The following is a 21,152-nucleotide window of genomic DNA, read 5'->3' as shown; positions in this document are numbered from 1 at the left end:
TTTATCTAATACATCTTCTTTTCAAATTATTTAAAGGAATCATATACGAATGCACTTTATACACTATCTTAACAGATATCTTATGACAAGCAAATGCAACAACGCAGGTAAGCACTATAAATAATACAAGGCATATTATCCAGTGAACTCTTTCGTAGATTTTATAGTGAATCAATATATTTATAAAAAGCCAGTGATATAAATACATTCCATAAGATATATCTGCTTTTCTAAGCTTTTGTGCAACCCTGCACAAATTCCTTCGATATACTCGCTCGTACGAAAGATTTCCAACCAATATAGTAATCATAGCTGCTAAAATACCAGATAGGAGCCCAGTGTAATAGCCATGATCTATAAATCCTGAAAACTTCACTCCTAAATGAATCACAATAAGGATAACTAAAAAAGTAGCAGAGTGCTTCTTCTCATATAATCTAAATGTCTGAAATAATACTCCTATAAAAAACCATATCGCATATGGTAGAAAACATCTTTCCAACAGTTTTTGTTCTGTAATTGTTAACTCAGGACTCACTATATAAGCCACAACATTACTAATTACAAGAAAAGCGAATACAATACCATACACAACCTTAGACTTTGAATTCCTAGTTAAATACTTGAATAAAAATATCAGAAAATAAAGCTGAATTATAACAGTTACAAACCACAGTGAACCATTTATGCTCCCTGTAGCAAATCCCTGCATACAAGAAGGTGTTGCTGCAATACCAATTCCCTGTGTTAAGACCCATATAGCAAGAGAATTATCACACAACTCAGGAACAATACTGCATAGAACAATAATATAAACAGCCATGCTTATCCAGAGTTCAGGATATATACGCAAGAATCTCTTTTTGGCATAGAGCCTTGCATTAAGCCCTGTTCTTTCGATAGATGCTGATACAAGGAAGCCACTTATTGCCAACATCACGACAGTAGGCTGATAGAACTCTATAACGCTCCTCAATGCGTTTAGTCCCATAGTCTGATCAGGCACATATATGCGCATATACCCTGTAAAATGAAGACACATAACGCATAGTACAGCCAAGTACTTAAGTATTGAAAAACAATTCCCATCATAATTACGCACATTCTCCATATTCACTCTCCATATAGATACAATGTACATACTACGGTAACTATTTCATCATTTTGTGCCAAATACCTTCTGAAAAACTCTTACAAATCTTCTTCACTACCTTCTTCAATACCTTCAAGCATATCTTCTACAGAATCATATACAAAAATATAATAATAACCGTTTTCAAAAACCATTTCTCCATTATTTAGCAAAGGGGATAATTCAAACCCCAAATCATCATCTTTATTATAAAATATAAATGTTTTACCCTCTGGTAATCTCTCCGCATGATCTGTAGACTGAAGCCATTCCAATACTTCTAAATCAGTTTTTCCGCATAATCTCCAGCCAATATTCCACATCTCAATTTGCCCATTAGATAACTCAGTAAGAACATTGGTCTGCCAAAATGAACCAAATCCTTGATAGTATCCGTTTTCAAGCAGCCAGTCAACTGCTTGCTTTTGCGAATAATAGGAATGAAGAGCATATTTTGGACTAATCTGTTCTCCCAACACAGTTGCGTTTGAGCATATACAGATAGTCACGCTAATCAAAACCACGATTGCTTTATTGGTTAATTTATAATTCCAATTTTCATTTTTCAATTCTATTATTACAATTGAAATTGCAAAAGGTAACAATGTCAAAAAATATTGTGCACAGTAATAATCCACAAAATAAAACATCATGAGATGAACTAAAAGTGATGAATGATAATATACAACTATAAACTTTTGTATACTATCTAATTTTTTATATATAAACAAAAGACGAATGGAACTAAAGAACACTAATACTGCAAATAGAATACCTAAGCAAGAAGCAATTCCTATAAAGCTGAAAATCTTAACGCCACCCTGATATCCAAAGTATCTAAAATAATCTCTTAACAAGTCTTCAATGGTGAAAGAAAAATCATTTTTCAACGTAATATCGCCGAATGAATTAAAAGAATATTTTTGACTTAAAATCACTATATTATATATCCATCCCATCGTACTAACTAACAGCATTGAGGTCGATAACAAAGTCTTTTTAATAGCATTATTCTTATTATCCAAAAAGGTTATTATAAGACAGGTAAGCACTAAAGGAAAAAATGTCGCATATATCAAACGAATTCCATTCAAGCCACACAAAAAAGAAAACAAAAGAGCTATTATCACCTTAGCATTAAATCTATTAGTCCTATTTTGGTCAAAATCTTTAAAACACATTAGCATTAAGGATACGATAATTACTGCCAAAATTATATGCGAGAGATAATACAATCCCCAAATAGCATAAAAGAAATATTCTCTTCCAAAAGGCCATGCCAAGACGCCAGCTCCAAATGCCGCATATTCTCTACCACAACCAATTATTTTCAGAAAGAAATAAAATGATAAAACCGTTACGAGTATCATTAGTATTCCGCCAATCATTCTGGCGCGATGCCAATTATCTGGGTAAAAGAGCAATCCCAATCTCAAAAACCATTGCTGGCAAAATACTCGTAATTCTGTAGAATAATACCAGCTTTTGGAAAGTATTCCTCCTTCCATATTTAACTTTTTAGCCAGCATCATTTCTGCAGCCATATCCGAATCCAAGAACCACTTATATTCTATATTTAGATATATATCATAGAGGATTCCTGTAATTGCAAATACTATCCCCAAAATGTACTTTATATTATGTTTAAAAAAATCTTTTTTGCATTTAAACATTTCATCCTATCCCTACCGTCTATACCAAAAAGCCGTTCCTATCAAGCCACATTATCATAAGCACAAGCTCTGCAAGCGTCATCAAAATCAATATTACAATGCGCCATTTGCGTTTTAACTTCATGCACCAATCAGAGAAGCAAAGCTCTGTAACAATATCGATATGGAGATATCTCTGCTGACATCCCATTCCACGCTGAAAGGGGATAATCCAATTTATGATTCCCCATACACGCTCTGAATTCTTCTTAAGAGTACATAGCATTACGAGTATCAAAAGCAATCCTATAACATATCCCCAGAACCAAAGCTGTTCTCCGTACAAATCAACGGCTCTTGCAAATACATTAAACATACCCGGCTTTGTATCCTGCATAAAAGCCTTTTGTATGTGAACAAATGCAAGTGGATCACCTGTAAGATTCCATAAATGATACATGAATAAAAACATTCCCAAAGGAACCATCATAGTTCCAAGTACAAGTCTAGAATTTGAAAAAGTCCGTATCACAAACTCCTTGAAAGATTTTGCCTGAACCTTATGTATCCAGTAGAAAAGAATAGCAAATACAAAAAATACTCCAGTATTGCGAGTAGCTGTCATTAGTGCTCCGCATACTCCCATTACCAAATATGAATCTTTCTCCATATAATAGAAACACATTGATAAGAACATCAGATACATGGCTTCTGTATACATTATACTCTCATAAAAGCCACACACACCCATTACCATTAAAGTCAGGTAAAAAAGTGCCTCTTCGGCATTCTTTCTTGTCTCCATGATATAAAGATACGAATATATACAAGAAACAAAACAACAGATATTGCTTATCAGAAATCCTGCAAGATCAATATTCATGCCTATAAGCTTAGTTACAAATCTTACAGTAAGAGGATATAAAGGAAAAAATGCCCAGCTTGACTGTGCCGTTGCAGATTCAGGATATCCATCTGTTACGATCATCTTATAATAGTTACTATCCCAAATATTAATACTTTCAAGGAATCCCTGAAATGTGCTTCCATCCAAATGCCATACATACAACAGAAAAAAGGCGGCACGTGATATTACTATCATTGCCGCTATATATATTATTAACTGTGTTCTGGAAGGATTTGTGATGAACTTTTCAATTCCTGATTTTGAATTCATAATCACCTTTATCCTTTATCTATAATGTCATAATTTACAATGTCTTAATTCAAAACATCGTCGTCATTATCAAAATTGAGTCTCTTATCAACTACTACTCTTGGTTTCTTCATAGTTCTTAGATTTACACTAAGCATGTACTCTCCAAGAACGCCTATAAAGAAGAGTTGTGCAGAACCAATGATATATACACCTATCATTATGGATGCCGTTCCAGCAGGAAATGAATCCGGTGAAATCAGCTTCATCACAAATACATAGATAGAGTATATGATACTAAACAGACCCAAACCTGCCCCAAGGAATGTTGCTATTCGAAGCAGCTTCTTGGTAGAAGACGTTATTCCCTCCATAGCGAAGTCATAGTTCTTATAAAAGTTAAAGTTTGACTTTCCTCTGACAGATTTCTGATGATGATAATATACTACTCCATGATTTGGTGCGTATTCAGAAACAACCGTCTTAAGATATGGCTGAACGTCATCAATATCTCTCAATATGTCTATAAACTTCTTATCATACAGACCATAGCCATTGAACTCTTCAATCTGAGGTCTTTCTGACAACATGCGAATAAGCCCATAGTAACGCTTACGCATAAAAGTCATAAACTTATTTTCATCGCTTGCAGTCTTCTGACCTATAACGACTTTACATCCTGCTTCCCACTTCTTTATGAACTCTGGAAGAAGCTGTGGCGGATCCTGCATATCACCAAACACTAAAAATGCAGCATCTCCTGTCATCTCCTGAAGTGCTGAAAAAACATTTCTTGAAAATCCAAAATTGGCCATATTAAAAACAGCCTTAACATGCTTATCTTCCTTGCACATGCGAGTAATGAGTTCTCTCGTTCTGTCTTTTGAAAAGTCATCTGCAAGGATCAATTCATAATCATAAGAAGATAACTGATCATGAAACATGTCAGTTATCACCTTATAAAGCGCCTCTATGCTATTTTCTTCGTTGTAACATGGTACGACAATACTTATTTTTTTCATCAGATCACCTGATCAATGCTTATCAAGATCTGTAAGAAGCTTGGCTCTAATTTCATCAACAGTCAAAAACACCTTGTTAGTACCTGATGAATATTCAAATCCAGGTTCAACGAGCTTTCCACCAGGAACTACCATAGAATCACTCCACCAATTATAGTGAGGATAAATGATATAGTTCTTCTCGTATTCATATGTACGCATAGAATCTTCTGCTGTAATCATGATCTCATGAAGCTTCTCACCTTCACGAATTCCAACTTCTTTTGTAGTACAATCCGGATTCATAGCCTTTGCAAGATCAGTAATCTTAAAGGAAGGGATCTTAGAGATAAATGTCTCGCCACCCTGACTATCTTCAAGAGCCTTGATAACAAGTTCTACGCCCTGCTCAAGACTAATCCAAAAACGGGTCATACGATAATCTGTAATTGGAAGCTCAGTCTCTCCCTTGTCAATAAGATTCTGGAAAAATGGAATTACAGAGCCTCTACTACCTGCAACATTACCATATCTGACAACAGAAAATCTCGGACCATCACTACCTGAATATGCATTAGCAGCACAGAAAAGCTTATCTGATACAAGCTTTGTACCACCATAAAGGTTAATAGGGTTAACAGACTTATCTGTAGAAAGGGCTACAACCTTTTCGACATTCTCGTCAAGGCAAGCATTGATAACATTCATAGCGCCATTAATATTAGTCTTAATCGCTTCGTTAGGATTATACTCACAAGCAGGAACCTGCTTAAGAGCAGCTGCATGAATAACGTAGTCAACGCCTTTCATAGCTCTTCTTAGACGTTCCTCATCACGAACATCACCAATAAAGAATCTGAGGATCTTACTATATTCTTTATATTCATTCTGCATTACAAACTGCTTGAATTCATCTCTGGAATAAATGATGATCTTCTTGGGCTTATAATGTGCAAGAACATAATCTACAAAGTGGTGACCAAAAGAACCTGTTCCTCCTGTTACAAGGATGGTTTTATCATTAAGCATTTTTAAATCTCCTTTTATGAGCTTATTAGCATTCTTTAATCCTTATTGTAATTATAATAAGGCATATCCGTTAAACATTATAAATGCGTTTGTCAAATAAAGCAATTATGACGACGCACCGGATAAAACCTGCATCCTATAACATCTTACCCATACAATACATTCGGTGGCATTACTGTTTTGACTACAACTACGGTAACTCCTTTATAAAATGTCATAGCAAAATCCCACGCTTTAAGATTATCAAACTCTTTACTTAAACCTGAATTTATTATTTCATTCTGAATATCTTCCGACGGACTTACAAATTGAACACCTTCATAATTTCTCATATGGCCTCTTACAGAACCATCTCCATAACAATACAGATTAGTAGTAACAACCGGCCATATTACAGAATATAACTCTGGTTCATATTTAGCATCTGTTACTGCTTCATTTTCGTCCCATGTAGTAATATTAAGGAAATATACCGGATCTGAATATTCAAAATCATCTCTTGCATCAAGTGCTGATAAAATTCTGATGCATAATGCCGAATCATGTTCCATTACATAATGCTGCATCTGATAACCAATATTATCATAGAGAAAGAAACCATAAATCATGAATATACTATTAATTATTGCTATAATACATAAGTTCCATACTTTCTTAACATTGCTTCTAAATGAACTACCATAAATTCTCGAAGTCTTCTCTATAAGCATGATTCCACCAACTATCAGAATCATAAGAGGGAATCTATGCTGTCCCCTATACATAAATCCGTAACTTAATAAAGTTATGGTACATAATGCAACAGGGACAAGAATAACGCCCGCCCCGATTAATACTGCTCTTTTCACAGGGGCTTCTATTCCATCTTTTCTGCTTTTTCTCCACAAAACAAATATAAGAGCAAAGTCTATCAAATAGGATAAGTAGAAAGTAAACCTCAGAATCGGCACAATCTGAATTTTCCATAATCCCTGAACTATAAACTTCTTATATACTTGAATCAGATTAAGAGGCAGTTGTAAAATAAAAGAACCACTTAAAGCTTGCTCGGCTCCCTGATATCCAGTACTAGATATACTACCGATATTCATCAACAACAGTGATGATAAAAGAAGGAACATTCCTCCAAGAAACAATATCCCAAATATCTTTAATATCAACCTCATAATATCATGAATATTATTTTGATCACTATAGGCAAGCTCTGATATAACCCACAATAAAATAGTTGTGAGCATACAGGACATATTGGTTGGCATGATCACAAGTGCAATTCCAAGACATACGAAAGCCTTAATCCATGCCGAAAGTGTACCTCTTCGCCTAATAATAAACCATGCTGAAATAACAGCAAATAAAGATGCAAAGACGTAAGATATCTCTCCAAGTACCACGTACCCCTGAGTTACAGGAGATGCCTCAATTAAAATAGTTGTTATTAACATGCCCGTCTTACTTTTAATATCAAAACAGCTGATAAGAAAAAGTGATATAAAAGCCATTAGAACAACAGTAATCCATCCCGCTACATAGAATGATCTATACCAGGTCATAATAAGATCCACTACTGACCCCAACCATCTCCCTGTAGCACTTCCGCTCAAAATATAATTGATCACATTATATGGATTATCAGAATAGTTTATTACAACCATATCATCACTTGCTAATCTATTAACCATATAATATACATGTGCAATAAGTCCGGATATAATTCCTGTAACAAATACAAGCATCCTATCCTTCGTAAGATATTTTCTAATTTTCACAGAATCAAGAAACTCTTTAATCATCAAGTCCATCACATCACCAAATCCTATAATTCTTGTAACCAATCAATATATATGAAGTTATCACCAAAATTAAAGTCACCTCATATGTTTTAAATTCCTGTCATATATAAAGCTCCAAGAGTAGCTATTACCCATCCACATATAATAACTATTCTAAGACGGATGATCCATAAATTACATCTATCAAGCAAGTTTTTCTCATTCTCGGAAAAATCTTCATTCCTGGCTGTCCTATTCCTTATGAATCTATATGCCAATATTCCAATCGTAACCAAGCAAGCAACAAACACTCCACATATAGCCGGGCCAAGCTCTTCTGTCGATAATATCCAATTTAAAAGCCCTGCTATAGTCTTGCCATCTTCGCCCGCAATAGCCTTGCCACAAAAACCTTTCAGAATAAGATAACCATAAGTCATATCTCCGCCATATACCCAGCTAAAGCTTAAAACCATAAGAACCGTAAGGGCACATTCCATAATAGTTTCAACAAGCAGTACTTTATCAAGATATCTGCCACACATGAAACATACAAGTATCACAAATGGAGCCATATATATAGTCCAATAACAGGTTGCAGATGCGAATGCAACAAATACAGCCCATACCCCAAATACATACAATAAAGCTTTCCTGTCAATGCTAATATGTTCTGCTACTGCTCCTTCTTTTGATGCATCAAGATATGATTCATCAAAATATGCCACAAGATATACTACTATAAGCCCTATTATGAAAAGTGAAGCATTACCCAGTCTTCCCATATTAACTGATGCATCAAAAAGTGAAGGCATATTTTTCTGAAGGAACCCGCTACAGCTTAACTTATAAGCTTCATTCATAGAATAAACAGCCTTACATATTATCATCAAAAATGATCCTTTTATAAGATCTACGACAATCCTTACGACATTCTTCTCCCTAAGGATTATTAGCACAAACAGCGCAAGTATAGTCAAAGGTTTCACTGTCATAGATATTGCAAAGCTTATATAAAAACTCTTGTCATCTCTGTCAACATATGCATTTATCGCTCTGACCATAAAATACAAAGGTATTACATCATACTGAGCCACTACCATAACTGGCAAATATGTAATGAGAGATGTAAGAAACACAATTCCCACTTGAGCTTTAAGAGTATCACTGATCCCCAGCTTAAATGAAAGCTCTGCCGTTTCATATGTTGTAAGTAGCAGAAAAAGAACCGGAAGTAACTTTAGCCATAACAGCGCACCTACAGAAAGAGCACTGACACCAAGCACCTTATTAAGTATCCATATAGGGAGCTGCCAAATGCCGAATATTATGTAAGTTCCGATATCATATACTGCACCTTCTGGAGCTACACCAGATGAAAGAGCATTCTCATAAAAACTAAGGATCTTCCCATCAAAAAGCGAGTCCCAGAAAGTCAGTCCATATTGTCCGGTAACTGTAATATCTGCATAGTACATAGTCAGAAAGCTAAACAGTAAAGCTGCAGCCAGTAATACAGCATCAATGACTTTTAAGGTTTTAAAATACCCGAATACTTCTTTCAATTTGTTCGCTATAGAGGATAGTTTTATTCTTTGCATTTAATTATTTCTCTTCTTCCATTCTGATTTTTAATCGTCATACAAGGAAATACAATACTAAAGGAATCATTCCAAACACAAGACAACCAAGTAGTCTTGCCGGAAAAAGCCATGTAGTTACTTTCTCTTCATAATCTACGATCTTAAGTCTCTTGTATATAGGCGGACAATTGATCACTGCAAATACCAACATTCCAGCAGTAAATATAGTAAGTCCTATACCTGTAGCATAAGTCTGCAGGCGATCGTCGGCCACAAAGCGTGCTGAAAATTCTGTAAGCGACACAAACTCATGTTTAGAACCTGTAATGTATCTCCAGAAAGACCTCATCACAATCTCTCCTGTATATGCCCAGGTGAAGAAGAACATCTGTGCAAGGAGCATTCCAAGGCACATTACTGTGTCTATAAGAATATTTATATACATGTATTTCCTGTTAAGTAATATCATTATCACTATAAAAGGAACTATCATAAGGAGCCAGTACGGATGTGAATATGCAAGTACAAACTGATTAAAATAAGTCATAAAGCAAACATAAATTATCCACTTAATCTTAGAATCTGACTTATTCAGATCAAACATATAGCATATGATCAGTAAGATCACTTCCGCAAATACATATAAGAACAAAACTCCAAATCCTATGTTTATGAAATCATAAAGATCTACATACAACGGAAGAAGACTCATGTCATAAGAATTAGCTGAAGACAAGGTGAGTCCTTCTGCAACTTCAGGATTAATAACATACTTAACCGGAAATACCTTATTTAAAAGTAAAGTTGGAAGATACACAAGTATTCCATTTACAACGATCTTGTAAACCCTTTTTTCTTTCAAAAGAAGAAGTGGAATAAATACAAGAAGTGCGAACATCTTAAGAGGAAGAGCAATTGCAAAATACAGGATGAAAAAGACATTATAGCCACGCTTTATCTTATCTTCTGTAATATAATGAAGTATTCCCTGCATCACAAATGTCATGCTGATAATATCGTACTGACCGCAGATAACTACTGCGCTCATATAGAAAGCTGATGACAAAAACAATGCCGCTCCGGTTCTGACAGGATCACAAAACATTATATCTTCGTATGATTCCCTATCAATACTGCCTTCTTTAGAAGATTCCTTTATACATACCTTTATCAGTCTGGTGAAAGTCCACATGAAAGCAGCTGTCCAGATAAGTGTTATACTTTTCATCCATAGAAGGCAAAGCGTAGAATTATAAACATCAACATTTGAAACCTTTGTAACAATCCAGGTTGGCAGATTCCATACTGCAAAGATCATATACATCAGGATATTATAGTTAGGGAAGAACTGAATTCCATCATAAATAAAATCCTGATCATAGAAATGAAGAAGATCTCCTCTGAACAGAATATCCCAAAAGTTAATACCGACACATGATACCTCTCTGAAATCTGCATAATAATAACTTGCAAAAAGAACAGCCATTATCACCAGATACACGATCATAAGTATTTTAAAAACATCGGATTTATTTTTTAATATACGCTTATTCATAGTCTTTATCTCTATTCTCATTATATATTTTAAGCATGCTATTTATCATAGATGCCTTTGAATACCTACCGGCATATTCTGATATAGAGCTTCGATCATATTCTCCTGCTTTAAGCTTATCATCTATATGCTTTATAGCATTAAGATAATCTTCGCTCTCATGTTCGTGAAGAACCACTCCCACTTCAGGACTTACAAGATCTCCAACCGCGCTGGTATCAAGAACTATAGCCGGAAGGCCACAAGACATAGCTTCAACAGTTACAAGAGAGAATGACTCTTCAAGTGAAGGATTCATGAAAATGTAAGCTTCCGAATAAAGCTTTATAAGTTCATCCTGATCAGCCGTCTTTACAACACCGACAATATTCTTGGGAAGTGTAACCTTCTGTGAAGGACTAAGTCCTACAAGAACGATGACATAATCATCCGGAAGGACTTCGGAAAGCTTAATGAAATCATCAAATCCCTTTTTGCGATTCCATACACTTGATACACCAAGGATTATCTTCTTATCCTCGGCAATTCCATATTTAACCCTTATATCTTCACACTTATTATAGCTAAAGCGCTGTACATCTATTCCATTATTAACAACTATTGTACGATAGTCCTTAAGAAACGACTCCTGTACCTGACTTTTAAGCCAGTCTGAAGGTACGATCAGCGTCATATTGGGAATCCCGGAAAAGAATTTCTTCTTCCTTGCATAATTACCCTTAGATGAATCCAATCCCCAGCTTATAGGGTATTCATTTTTGCAAGGACAGTGACTGCATCCTGTCTTCCACTTATCACATTCTGCTGCAACATAGTGTGCGCAGTGACCTGTAAATGCCCAGCAGTCATGCAACGTCCAAAAGACCCTGCCTTTAAACTCATTTCTAAGATATTTAAATAAAATCGGATAATTCAGGTAGTAACCATGTATATTGTGAAGATGAATAATATCAGGATTCTCTCGTCTTAATATATTAACGATCTTACGCGTTATAAGTATAGAACCAAGTCCCTGAAGGTCGAATGCCGTTGTAAGCGCAACATGAAGCCAGAAAAAAGCACTATTCCCAACTTTTACACAATTAAGATCATCAAATGGCATCCTTCTTCCATATATGATCATAGTATCAAAGCCAGCTTCATTTGCTCCTCTTGCTATGTCACCCATAATATGACCTGTGCTGGTATTGCACACAGTATTTATCTGGATAAGTTTAGTCTTGGTCATCCGTATCAGGTCTCCATAACTCCTGCAAACTTACAGAAGGTAACAACAACATTAAGAACTATAAGTGCTACCATTAACTTCTTCATAGTCTTCTCATCAGGCTTCCAGAAACGGTTATTAAGAATAAAAGGAAGCAGCATTAAAAGCGGAAGATAATATCTTCCCTGCATTCCCACAATAAGACGGAACTCACCTTCACTGTAAATATTGAACATAAGCAGAAATGCAATAGCAAATCCAATTGAATTGATCACATATATAAACGTTGCAATTAGCCTTGCCCTAATACTACGAAATGCAGTAACGTCATTCTCTGTGAAAGTTTTATCCGTTCTCCTGATATTAACAGATCCTGACATCAGTAAAACGAAAACTACTATAATAGCAAACTGAAAAAATCCCGGAACATGCTGACTGTAATTTTCTCCGCATATACTCTTGATAATGAAATGCTGAGTATACTCAATAAATGTTGCAACTATAACATAGAAAACATGAAACGGATGGTGAATAATAGTTGAAAGAGTATATACATTGGAATAATCAGCCTGAGCTCTTAAATCAAAGCAATTACTAAAATATGCTATAACTTCAGGTCCTCGTAAATACCAGAGAACGCTTCCTACTAAGGTAAGCGCTACGCCTCCAAATATAATAATGTTCCTTTTATCCTTTCTGTCCAGTTTCTTATAAGACGGCATAAAAATAAGCAAAGCCATTGGGAAATAGATAAACTTCGTTGGAAGAAAAAGCATCATAAAAATGAATATCCCAACAATGTTCCTGATCTTTATCTTATCAAGTGTCATACAACGTGCTATATAAGCAACATACAACACAGCAAAAGCTGTATTCCACATATCATAAGAAAAAGAATTAACTCCCCATACAGTTGAGGGAAGAAATGATACTGTCATTATCGCCCACTTCATCTGAGGGCAAACATAGATAGAAAGCGCTGCAATAAGAGCAAAAAACAGGAGATTAGCAAGTCTGCTAACGATCAGTATTACCTGATATGGAGCACCCAAAAACCTTGTTATAGCAAGAAACAGTCCTGACCAAATGTATGGGAATGATGGCATTGTACCTTCCCATGAAGTACCAAACTTTGAATCTACCAGTTCCTGCCCAGTAGCCCAATCGGTCCAGAAAGAGACTGTCTGATTCCCATCTCTAAAACTCAATATCTGATCCATTGCTGCAGGTATTCTTAGATCATTACGTCCTACAGCTTTAAGCATCTGATTAGATATATATAATGCATCATTAAAATGTATCTCTTCATCAGGTACGCAAAGAGGAGCCATGGCAAGTGTACAAATAATACCAAGGCACATGATCACTGCTATAAATATAAGACTCTTTTTTAAATTCATTTTGTTATCTGTCATAAAAATATAAACTCCAAAATACGGCCAATTCAGATCTTCCACAGATCAATATCCCGCATACAGGAAACTGGCCTTACCTATAACACCAAATAATATAATGCATACTACAAAAACACCGGTCCATCGTATCTGGTGCCTGAACACTATATCTTCACCTGTTAGCATAGCTTCCATGTTTTCATCCTGAAGCTCTTTGATAAGCAGAATAAGAACCATAATAAACAGGACTATCGCATAGGATGCACTTGTCATATCACTTGTAAATATGAATACTGAATTCTGAATATCAGCAATACTAAGACTAAAGCTTGTATACATTCTGGCTATATACCTAAGCGCGATCGCCAGACTATCAGCTCTGAAGAATATCCAACCAGTCATTGCAAAGAAGAAAGTCAAAACGATACCAGGTATCTTCTTCCATAATTTTGAAAAGCTCCATGAGTCATCCGGAAGTCCTGAAAGTTCCTTACTTTTCTTCTTATACTTTGGTGATAGCAAGTTCATCACTCCATGATATAAGCCCCACATAAGGTAATTAAGACTACATCTGTGCCAAAGTCCGCATACTGCAAAGGTTATCATTGTGTTAAGGATATGTCTAGACTTCTTTACTCTGCTGCCTCCAAGCGGTATATATATATAGTCTGTCAGCCATCTGGAAAAGGATATATGCCATCTTCTCCAGAACTCACGCATGGAGCCAGACAGATAAGGCCTGTTAAAGTTACTTTCACATTTCATACCAAACATATTGGTAATGCCGATAGCAACTTCTGAATAGCCACCAAAATCACAATAAAGCTGTATTGTATAAAGGATTGCGCCGATCCATAATGCAAGCCCCGGATAGTACTCAGGATTAGTAAATACAAGATTCACATAACCACTCATCCTGTCTGCTATTACCGCTTTCTTAAAAAGGCCTGATATTATCAGAATGACGCCCCTTGCAAACAATTCCTTATCATATCTAAGTCCCTTATGAAGACTCTCCGTCATACCCTCGGATCTTGCAATAGGTCCTGACAGAAGGTGTGGGAAAAAGGATACATACACAGCATAAATGACAAAGTCTTCTTCTGCTTCCCTTCTCTTTTTATATACATCAAAAAGGTAACTTAGTATCCTGAAGGTATAATATGAAATACCAATAGGAATAGCCACTTTTATAATATCAATATCAAAATCAGAGATAACTGCTGATGAGAATTTGAAAAATACGAGTATTCCCGCAAAGATCATGGTAATAAAAATAAGTTTCTTCTTACCAACGCTCTTACGTCCAAAATACAGTCCTGCATAGAAACTAGCCACTATTTCAGCAGCAATAAGCGCAAGGAACCTAAGATCACACAAAGCATAGAACACGATTCCTACTGCAAGGATCCAATAGTTTCGCAGCTTCACAGGCAATATATAGTTAACAGCTACTGCTGCCAGACAGAATATCAGGAATATAAAAATATCACTCCCCAATAAAAGGCCCAGCTCATTAAAAACGTTCAATTCAGTCCCTCTATGTTTTAATTAAAATGATCCAGAATCTTTAACTATCCTGAAAACGATCGTTAAGAATCTCTGCCAGTTCTTGGGTGTACAAAGTTCTCCCGCTTGGTGACAAATGAATAGGATCGATATAATAATCTGCTTTACTATTATCAAATTCAACAGTACCTTTAAGATGTGGCAGCTTAGCATCTGTCGGAATAGATGCCTTTGAGGTGCCGGAAAGATAATACTGTGTATTTTCCTCCTCAAGTATCAATGCAAACTTATATATCATTTCCATATACTCTCTGCTGATACCATAAGATATATACTTGGGTGTCTCTATAAAAGTAATCTCTATTTCATTATCTCTGCAAAGCTTTATGATCTTACGAATATAGCTAATCTGTTCATCATTAAATCCATCACCAGGTTCCAGATCTTCATAAGGAGAAGCTACATATGTATTATTATCATTAGCGACATTTTCCTGAAACTCACCGTTAACAGATGCTGTCTGTGATATATTACCGCCTCTGTAAAACACACTACTTGCTACCGTATTATATACAGGCCAGGACAATAACAGATCATTGCCGCTTGATACAAACATTTCCCAAAAATCCGAGAATCCGGCATCAGCCTTGATATTATTCCAGACTTTAAGCTTAAACTCAGTATCAGTCTGAAGGAAAATAAGATCATCGCTTACCCAGGGAGACTTAATCATAGAGCCTGTATACATATCCATATACAGATGGGCGATCCTGACATCATTATCTATCAGATACTCAAGCTCAAGATATTCAAGAGCCGGATCATTACCGTTATAGGACAAAATATAGTTCCTTCCATCAAGCCTCTCTTCCAGACTATAAATATCAAGTCCCTGCCTGAACATAGAAGACCCTATAAACAAAGTCACTCCCTGATCATCTGCATTATCTCTATATTCCCTGTCCTCAGCAATAACAGCAGGCATACCATAAGAAGCATCCTGCATCAGGAACCTGGCATATTCATTTTTGATCGCTATAAGCACAAGCGCTATTGCTACAGCAATAGTAACTACCTTTACTATCTTCTTCATATACTTCCGTTATCAGAACTGATTATATCTTATCAGGATCATCAGACATGAAAGACCTATAAAAACAGCTTCGATTACTTTCTTCTTACGTTCTGACATATTCCCTGTCCACTTACTACATAAAGGTGATATCAAACATAAGCAAATAAGCATAAGGTATGCCGGCAATACTGAAACATCATATAAAGACTCATTATCATATGCCGCTATAGTAAACAGCCAATTATCAAAAGATGTAAATAATCCCAATACAGCTCCAACAAAGGTATGAATAGACGAAAGATTCCAATGAGCAAATGTATATATCAAAGCCCATACTGCAATAAAAGCAACAAGTATCCAGGAAACCATCTTAGAATGGTCAGGCTCAAGCTTTTTACTAAAAAGTGCAAATATAACCAGTCCAAGACCTATAAGAATTCCCATACCTGAATATGACATTGCCATCATAAGTGTTGATGGAAGACACATAAGAAGTCCTATAAATCTCTTGTGATCAGGCGCTATCCTCATAGCTATAAGAACAAGTACAAATGTAATAAATGCGCTTGTAAGCCATCCACCAATAATAATCCATTTATATCTGGCAGATACAGCACGCAGAGCAGTAACTACTAAAGCAGAAGGAACAGATAACAAGTGAAGTCCATCATCTGTCTTAAACAAATAGCTAACCTGTCCTTCAGATCTGTAATTTCCATAACTATCATCGAGCCAGAATCTTATAAGCGGAACTCCGTATATGCTATAGCCAATGTTACGAATACCGCTCTCTTTAATATAGACATATCCTTCATCATCTGTCTTCTCACTGCCAAGAATTCCATTGGACATGGCATAACTGGTTGCAAATGCTGATCTTTCAGAATCTGCCAGAGCCGAATCACTTCCTCTGTCTGTCATGAGTCCCGGCATGATGACCATGGCAAGTACAAGCATCAAAGCCCAAACAAGAGAAAAACGAACTTCAAACTTCCAAGGAGTAAAGATCATCAGAGCAAATACTAAAGCTATCATAAGTATCAGCACAAAACTATATAAATCCACACTTCTATTGTCACCATAAAGAAGGAATGATAACTGATCTACAGGAGTACCATCCTGAAGCTGGGCAGAATATGCGATATTGTACTGCTTACCTACTGTAAGATTAAATGGAAGATCTTCAAACCTAGTATTTTCTGTACTGGTATATCCGTTAGTATGAATGGAAAGAGGCTGTGAAACAGCATCATAATACTCCCCATCATCTGACCAGATAGTGATACCAACTGATACATCCTCCGTATCCAATCTGTCTTTAAGCGCAGGATCATTGTTGGTCATAACAATAAATCTTACATCAGAAATAGAAGCGGTAAAGGTCTGCTCTCCCGCTTCAACTGCCTGTTCATAAAATCCGGTAACTGAATCCTTGTATTCAACTCGCCACCAGATCAACAGCATTATAAATAATATTGCAAAAACAACTATTTTCTTCTTCATCTTCTCATTCATCCTGCTGACCATAAAAATATCCATCTTCCAGATATCTCATACGATAATCATCTGTAGTCTGAGGATTTATGCTACGTACAAGCATAAGTACATAAAAGCCAAACAATATGGCTGATATAACATATGCGATTATCCTGCAAAATATTTTTTTCTTCACTTCCATAGATTATTTCCTGACATCCCAGACGTATTATGAGTTTTTAATGATCTCTTCTATTTCACGTATACGTTTTTCAAGTATCGCATTTTCCTGAATAAGGGTACGAATCTTACGATTCTGCCTTGATACAATAGATGTAAGTGACATCATGATGATAATCGCAAATCCAATACACATGAGGAAAAAGCCATTCATGTATCCCTGAATTCCTATCTTGGAAAATACCCAAAGAAGAATCTGGGGAAAGATAACAAGGATAAGCATGGCTACTCCGCTAAATATCCAGGTCAGTGAATATTTTAAAGATAAAGCCTTATCCTTAAGAAGCTTCAAAATAATAACAAAATATATTATGAGAACAACAATAAGTGTCAGTCTAAGTGATCCACCTATCACGATCTATCCTCCCTACCTACTCATGAAAACATTCTACTACCCGGAGTTCTAAGTCCCAGGCTTATCCTTCTGATAACTACAGCAAGTGATACCTTGATCATGTAGTAAACAGCTCTCTTTGCATTAATAGAGCTTGTACCACCAATTCGCTCCTGCATCATAACCGGCATCTCTTTGATACGGCCACCATTTACAAGTCCCATAACTATGGCTTCAGGCTCCGGATAATCGTCCGGATAATCATCAGCATAAACTTCTATAAACTTTCGATTAACCGCTCTAAAACCGCTGGTAACATCCTTGATATGCTTTCCTGTCATAAGGAAAATGAGTCCTGACAGGAATTTAATTCCTGTCCTCCTTGCGCCTGATGACTGAAATCCTTCCTTGTCTATAAATCTGGATCCGATCACAATATCAGCTTCTCCGGATTCGATTATCCTGACCATCTCAGCTACATAGCTAACATCATGCTGACCGTCTCCATCTACCTGAATAGCTATATCATATCCATTCTTCAAGGCATATTTATATCCACACTGAACAGCCCCGCCTATCCCAAGGTTGACACACCCTGAAATATATGAGGCTTTGATACGTCCAAGCTCTTCCTTTGTATTATCTGTAGAACAGTCATTTACGACAAGATAATCAGCCTGAGGACATTTTTCTTTAATTGTATTTATTACCTTTTCGACATTCGAGCCTTCATTGAAGGCAGGAACTATCAGTAAACACTTCATAAGCTAAACTCCCTCATATATATTGCCACAAAAACACAAAAAAGCCAAATATATTTCTTAGATAGAACCACCTAGCTGAAAGTGGTACAATACAGTTAATCTTACTCTCAAGGTGGCTTTCTCATGAATATCATGTTTGAAATATTTTCATTTAATGTAGGTGGAATTGAAAGACTTATTGTAGACATGTCCAATTCCCTTATCCAAAAAGGACATAAGGTCTGGCTATGCGTCATCAATGACGATAAGACAAAGTCTATAATGGATGCCCTCAATCCGGAAGTTACTGTTTTGGAGCTTAAGCGTCCTGTCGGTAATAGAAATAACTTCAAATTTATGCAGAGACTAGCAAGGTATGTCCGCAATAATCATATAGATGTAATTCATTGTCATGGCATAAACTGTGTTATTTTCTCAGGTCTTTGCAAAATAGGAATTCACAGACCTGTTATCATAAACACAGTCCACGACAGCGGCAATTATCCCAAATATTCCAATCTCAAGGTATGGCTTGGGAATCTATTCCTTGATAAGACTATAGCTATATCAGATTCTGTCAAAGCTGAAATTCTGACTAGGAATGTTCCTGCAGATAAAGTTATAACGATCCATAATGCAATTGATACCGAGAGATTCCACTATGCCGAAAGGCACACTGCTTTTAATACAGAAGTTAAGAACAGTCCTATAATCTCAAGTAAGATAGAAATCCTTAATGTTGCCCGCTTTTATCCTGATAAAAAAGGACAAGACCTTTTAGTATACGCTATAGAAAAGCTTGTACCTAAAATTTCAAATATTCATGTTACATTTGCAGGAGATATATTTAAAGGTCAGCAGGAAAGCTATGACAAGCTCCAAAAATATATTCAGGATAAGGACTTAACTGAGCACTTCACATTTTTAGGCAATGTGGATGATGTCCCTAAACTTCTTGCAAACAAAGATATATTTGTCTTGCCATCACGCTATGAAGGATTCGGGATATCTCTTATTGAAGCTCTTGCTACAGGTATGCCCTCTGTTGCGGCAGATCTTGAAGGACCGGCTGAGATCATGAATGCTACCGATAAAGGAGACCTTAAACTCGGCCTTTTGTTCAAACCGGGAGATGCGGATGATCTTGCCAGTAAATTAGAACAGCTTATAAAAAATTATATAAGCTATGATCAGAAAGCCATCTCAGAATACGTTGTAAATAAATACAACATAGATACAATGATCGTTAAGCATTTATCCGTATATTCAAAACTGTTATAAATAGCAATCTCATTTCTACAATCGTTAAAATATTCATGAATCAAAAAATGGCAGATATATCACTTATATCTGCCAAGATTATATATATTCTTATATTCATATCCATCTGTCATAAGGAGTGCACCGTAAGTTCCACCTGATGCCCCCGCAAGAAGGCAGTTACATTTTGATACGATCAGGATAGATATCAGATACTCCCTGTTACGTTCAAGAGGAGCCTGAATATCATTTGCAACGTCAGCAATATATTTTCCATCGGGTACGTCGTAGTGCTGCTTCTGATAGCTATACAGCTTCCCTGGGAAAGCTTCTTCAAACATATCCCATATGGCATTATCCTCTGTCGCAAGATAGAGATAGTCACACTCCTTTTCTTCCATCAGCTTCTTCGCATCTTCTATCATAGTCTTAACATCAGGCTGAATCGGATGATTCCAGGGCTTTTTGGAGATATAGTCTGTTCCTCTTGCTACTACTGCAAGTACTCTTCCATCTACGCCAAAATTCTCTTTCATGTAATCGTCTGTTTTTTGAATATCTTCAGCTTTCATGCAGTCTCTTACATATTTACGTCCAAGCTCATTCCACATCTTAAGCTCATCTTCATCTTCCAGCATGCGATAGTCAGGAAAGTTTTCCGGAGGATGAATAGATCCAAGTATCACATTCCTTGCCATCTTTACATCATCAAGATCAAAACCAAAGGGCTGATCATAAAGTCTGTCCCAGGCGTTGATCTTACCAACTTCACCAGGTAGAAGAAGCGAATTACGGCTAGACTTCATATCTATTACAGGAACATATCCATTATCGAGGCACAGCTTTATAGATGCGATATTGGTCGCTACAAATGAAAAGAGTCCTGCATACATATCATGACGCCTTATGACATAAAAAGTTTTATCCGGGTATTTACTACCCGGATGTGTCATGTGCTCTCGCCAACGATATTCATTTAATGCTTTAAAGAGGCTTGTCCTCTTAATGGTATCTTTTAAACTCATTCAAACTCC

General features: G+C 36.2%; 18 protein-coding genes. 1 reads left to right on the top strand and 17 read right to left on the bottom strand.

Annotation, left to right across the window (positions count from 1 at the left end):
- Nucleotide 1: 1 nt before the first annotated feature.
- The 16 genes from BMX21_RS13795 to BMX21_RS13725 form a co-directional block, all read right to left on the bottom strand.
- Nucleotides 2-1,111, bottom strand: a complete 1,110-nt coding sequence (locus BMX21_RS13795; protein ID WP_177174049.1) for an acyltransferase family protein — start codon at nt 1,109-1,111, stop codon at nt 2-4.
- An 80-nt stretch (nt 1,112-1,191) separates the two neighbouring features.
- A complete protein-coding gene (locus BMX21_RS13790; RefSeq protein ID WP_092045337.1) occupies nt 1,192-2,805 on the bottom strand; it encodes a hypothetical protein in 1,614 nt (537 codons plus the stop codon).
- A 19-nt stretch (nt 2,806-2,824) separates the two neighbouring features.
- Nucleotides 2,825-3,961 carry a glycosyltransferase family 39 protein gene (locus BMX21_RS13785; protein WP_092045335.1) on the bottom strand — a complete coding sequence of 379 codons (1,137 nt, stop codon included), beginning with the start codon at nt 3,959-3,961 and terminating at the stop codon, nt 2,825-2,827.
- A gap of 44 nt (nt 3,962-4,005) precedes the next feature.
- Nucleotides 4,006-4,962: a glycosyltransferase family 2 protein gene (locus tag BMX21_RS13780; protein ID WP_177174048.1), complete on the bottom strand. Its 957-nt coding sequence runs from the start codon at nt 4,960-4,962 to the stop codon at nt 4,006-4,008.
- 12 nt (nt 4,963-4,974) lie between these two features.
- On the bottom strand, nt 4,975-5,970 hold the full coding sequence (gene pseB, locus BMX21_RS13775; RefSeq protein ID WP_092045332.1) for a UDP-N-acetylglucosamine 4,6-dehydratase (inverting): 996 nt from the start codon (nt 5,968-5,970) through the stop codon (nt 4,975-4,977).
- A 146-nt stretch (nt 5,971-6,116) separates the two neighbouring features.
- The gene (locus BMX21_RS13770) at nt 6,117-7,763 is read right to left on the bottom strand and encodes a glucosyltransferase domain-containing protein (RefSeq protein WP_177174047.1); all 1,647 of its coding nucleotides are present in this window, start codon (nt 7,761-7,763) and stop codon (nt 6,117-6,119) included.
- A gap of 89 nt (nt 7,764-7,852) precedes the next feature.
- Nucleotides 7,853-9,343 (bottom strand): hypothetical protein, encoded by a 1,491-nt coding sequence (locus BMX21_RS13765; protein ID WP_092045328.1) that lies wholly within the window; start codon nt 9,341-9,343, stop codon nt 7,853-7,855.
- Nucleotides 9,344-9,380: 37 nt separating this feature from the next.
- Nucleotides 9,381-10,880 (bottom strand): hypothetical protein, encoded by a 1,500-nt coding sequence (locus BMX21_RS13760; RefSeq protein WP_092045326.1) that lies wholly within the window; start codon nt 10,878-10,880, stop codon nt 9,381-9,383.
- A complete protein-coding gene (locus BMX21_RS13755; protein ID WP_092045324.1) occupies nt 10,873-12,108 on the bottom strand; it encodes a glycosyltransferase in 1,236 nt (411 codons plus the stop codon). Before BMX21_RS13755 ends, BMX21_RS13760 begins: the two co-directional genes overlap by 8 nt.
- 5 nt (nt 12,109-12,113) lie before the next feature.
- Entirely contained in the window at nt 12,114-13,502 is a 1,389-nt protein-coding gene (locus tag BMX21_RS13750; protein ID WP_092045323.1) for a DUF2142 domain-containing protein, read from the bottom strand.
- A 45-nt stretch (nt 13,503-13,547) separates the two neighbouring features.
- Nucleotides 13,548-15,011: an MBOAT family O-acyltransferase gene (locus tag BMX21_RS13745; RefSeq protein ID WP_092045321.1), complete on the bottom strand. Its 1,464-nt coding sequence runs from the start codon at nt 15,009-15,011 to the stop codon at nt 13,548-13,550.
- Nucleotides 15,012-15,051: 40 nt separating this feature from the next.
- Nucleotides 15,052-16,083, bottom strand: coding sequence for a hypothetical protein (locus BMX21_RS13740; protein WP_092045319.1), 1,032 nt, complete (start codon nt 16,081-16,083; stop codon nt 15,052-15,054).
- A 12-nt stretch (nt 16,084-16,095) separates the two neighbouring features.
- Nucleotides 16,096-17,604 (bottom strand): DUF2142 domain-containing protein, encoded by a 1,509-nt coding sequence (locus BMX21_RS13735; RefSeq protein WP_092045317.1) that lies wholly within the window; start codon nt 17,602-17,604, stop codon nt 16,096-16,098.
- Nucleotides 17,573-17,743 carry a hypothetical protein gene (locus tag BMX21_RS19420; RefSeq protein ID WP_177174046.1) on the bottom strand — a complete coding sequence of 57 codons (171 nt, stop codon included), beginning with the start codon at nt 17,741-17,743 and terminating at the stop codon, nt 17,573-17,575. The genes BMX21_RS13735 and BMX21_RS19420 overlap by 32 nt, the downstream gene beginning before the upstream one ends.
- A gap of 27 nt (nt 17,744-17,770) precedes the next feature.
- Nucleotides 17,771-18,136, bottom strand: coding sequence for a DUF2304 domain-containing protein (locus BMX21_RS13730; RefSeq protein ID WP_027203402.1), 366 nt, complete (start codon nt 18,134-18,136; stop codon nt 17,771-17,773).
- Nucleotides 18,137-18,156: 20 nt separating this feature from the next.
- Nucleotides 18,157-18,879 carry a glycosyltransferase family 2 protein gene (locus BMX21_RS13725; protein ID WP_073388818.1) on the bottom strand — a complete coding sequence of 241 codons (723 nt, stop codon included), beginning with the start codon at nt 18,877-18,879 and terminating at the stop codon, nt 18,157-18,159.
- Between the two features lie 123 nt (nt 18,880-19,002).
- Here BMX21_RS13725 and BMX21_RS13720 point away from each other — a divergent pair, with 123 nt between their 5' ends.
- Entirely contained in the window at nt 19,003-20,139 is a 1,137-nt protein-coding gene (locus BMX21_RS13720; RefSeq protein WP_092045315.1) for a glycosyltransferase family 4 protein, read from the top strand.
- Between the two features lie 59 nt (nt 20,140-20,198).
- On the opposite strand, the gene BMX21_RS13715 is transcribed toward BMX21_RS13720, so the two are convergent.
- Entirely contained in the window at nt 20,199-21,143 is a 945-nt protein-coding gene (locus tag BMX21_RS13715) for a hypothetical protein (RefSeq protein ID WP_143057267.1), read from the bottom strand.
- Nucleotides 21,144-21,152: the final 9 nt, after the last annotated feature.

This window comes from Butyrivibrio sp. TB (assembly GCF_900110805.1).
GTDB lineage: Bacteria > Bacillota > Clostridia > Lachnospirales > Lachnospiraceae > Butyrivibrio > Butyrivibrio fibrisolvens_C.
The sequence above is the reverse complement of the archived record's forward strand: the minus strand, read 5'-3'. Positions and strand labels throughout refer to the sequence as shown.

Coding starts and splice junctions, on each gene's coding strand:
- BMX21_RS13795 (WP_177174049.1), bottom strand. CDS start 1,111: ATGGAGAATGTGCGTAATTATGATGGGAATTGTTTTTCAATACTTAAG.
- BMX21_RS13790 (WP_092045337.1), bottom strand. CDS start 2,805: ATGTTTAAATGCAAAAAAGATTTTTTTAAACATAATATAAAGTACATT.
- BMX21_RS13785 (WP_092045335.1), bottom strand. CDS start 3,961: ATGAATTCAAAATCAGGAATTGAAAAGTTCATCACAAATCCTTCCAGA.
- BMX21_RS13780 (WP_177174048.1), bottom strand. CDS start 4,962: ATGAAAAAAATAAGTATTGTCGTACCATGTTACAACGAAGAAAATAGC.
- pseB (WP_092045332.1), bottom strand. CDS start 5,970: ATGCTTAATGATAAAACCATCCTTGTAACAGGAGGAACAGGTTCTTTT.
- BMX21_RS13770 (WP_177174047.1), bottom strand. CDS start 7,763: ATGATTAAAGAGTTTCTTGATTCTGTGAAAATTAGAAAATATCTTACG.
- BMX21_RS13765 (WP_092045328.1), bottom strand. CDS start 9,343: ATGCAAAGAATAAAACTATCCTCTATAGCGAACAAATTGAAAGAAGTA.
- BMX21_RS13760 (WP_092045326.1), bottom strand. CDS start 10,880: ATGAATAAGCGTATATTAAAAAATAAATCCGATGTTTTTAAAATACTT.
- BMX21_RS13755 (WP_092045324.1), bottom strand. CDS start 12,108: ATGACCAAGACTAAACTTATCCAGATAAATACTGTGTGCAATACCAGC.
- BMX21_RS13750 (WP_092045323.1), bottom strand. CDS start 13,502: ATGACAGATAACAAAATGAATTTAAAAAAGAGTCTTATATTTATAGCA.
- BMX21_RS13740 (WP_092045319.1), bottom strand. CDS start 16,083: ATGAAGAAGATAGTAAAGGTAGTTACTATTGCTGTAGCAATAGCGCTT.
- BMX21_RS13735 (WP_092045317.1), bottom strand. CDS start 17,604: ATGGATATTTTTATGGTCAGCAGGATGAATGAGAAGATGAAGAAGAAA.
- BMX21_RS19420 (WP_177174046.1), bottom strand. CDS start 17,743: ATGGAAGTGAAGAAAAAAATATTTTGCAGGATAATCGCATATGTTATA.
- BMX21_RS13725 (WP_073388818.1), bottom strand. CDS start 18,879: ATGAAGTGTTTACTGATAGTTCCTGCCTTCAATGAAGGCTCGAATGTC.
- BMX21_RS13720 (WP_092045315.1), top strand. CDS start 19,003: ATGAATATCATGTTTGAAATATTTTCATTTAATGTAGGTGGAATTGAA.
- BMX21_RS13715 (WP_143057267.1), bottom strand. CDS start 21,143: ATGAGTTTAAAAGATACCATTAAGAGGACAAGCCTCTTTAAAGCATTA.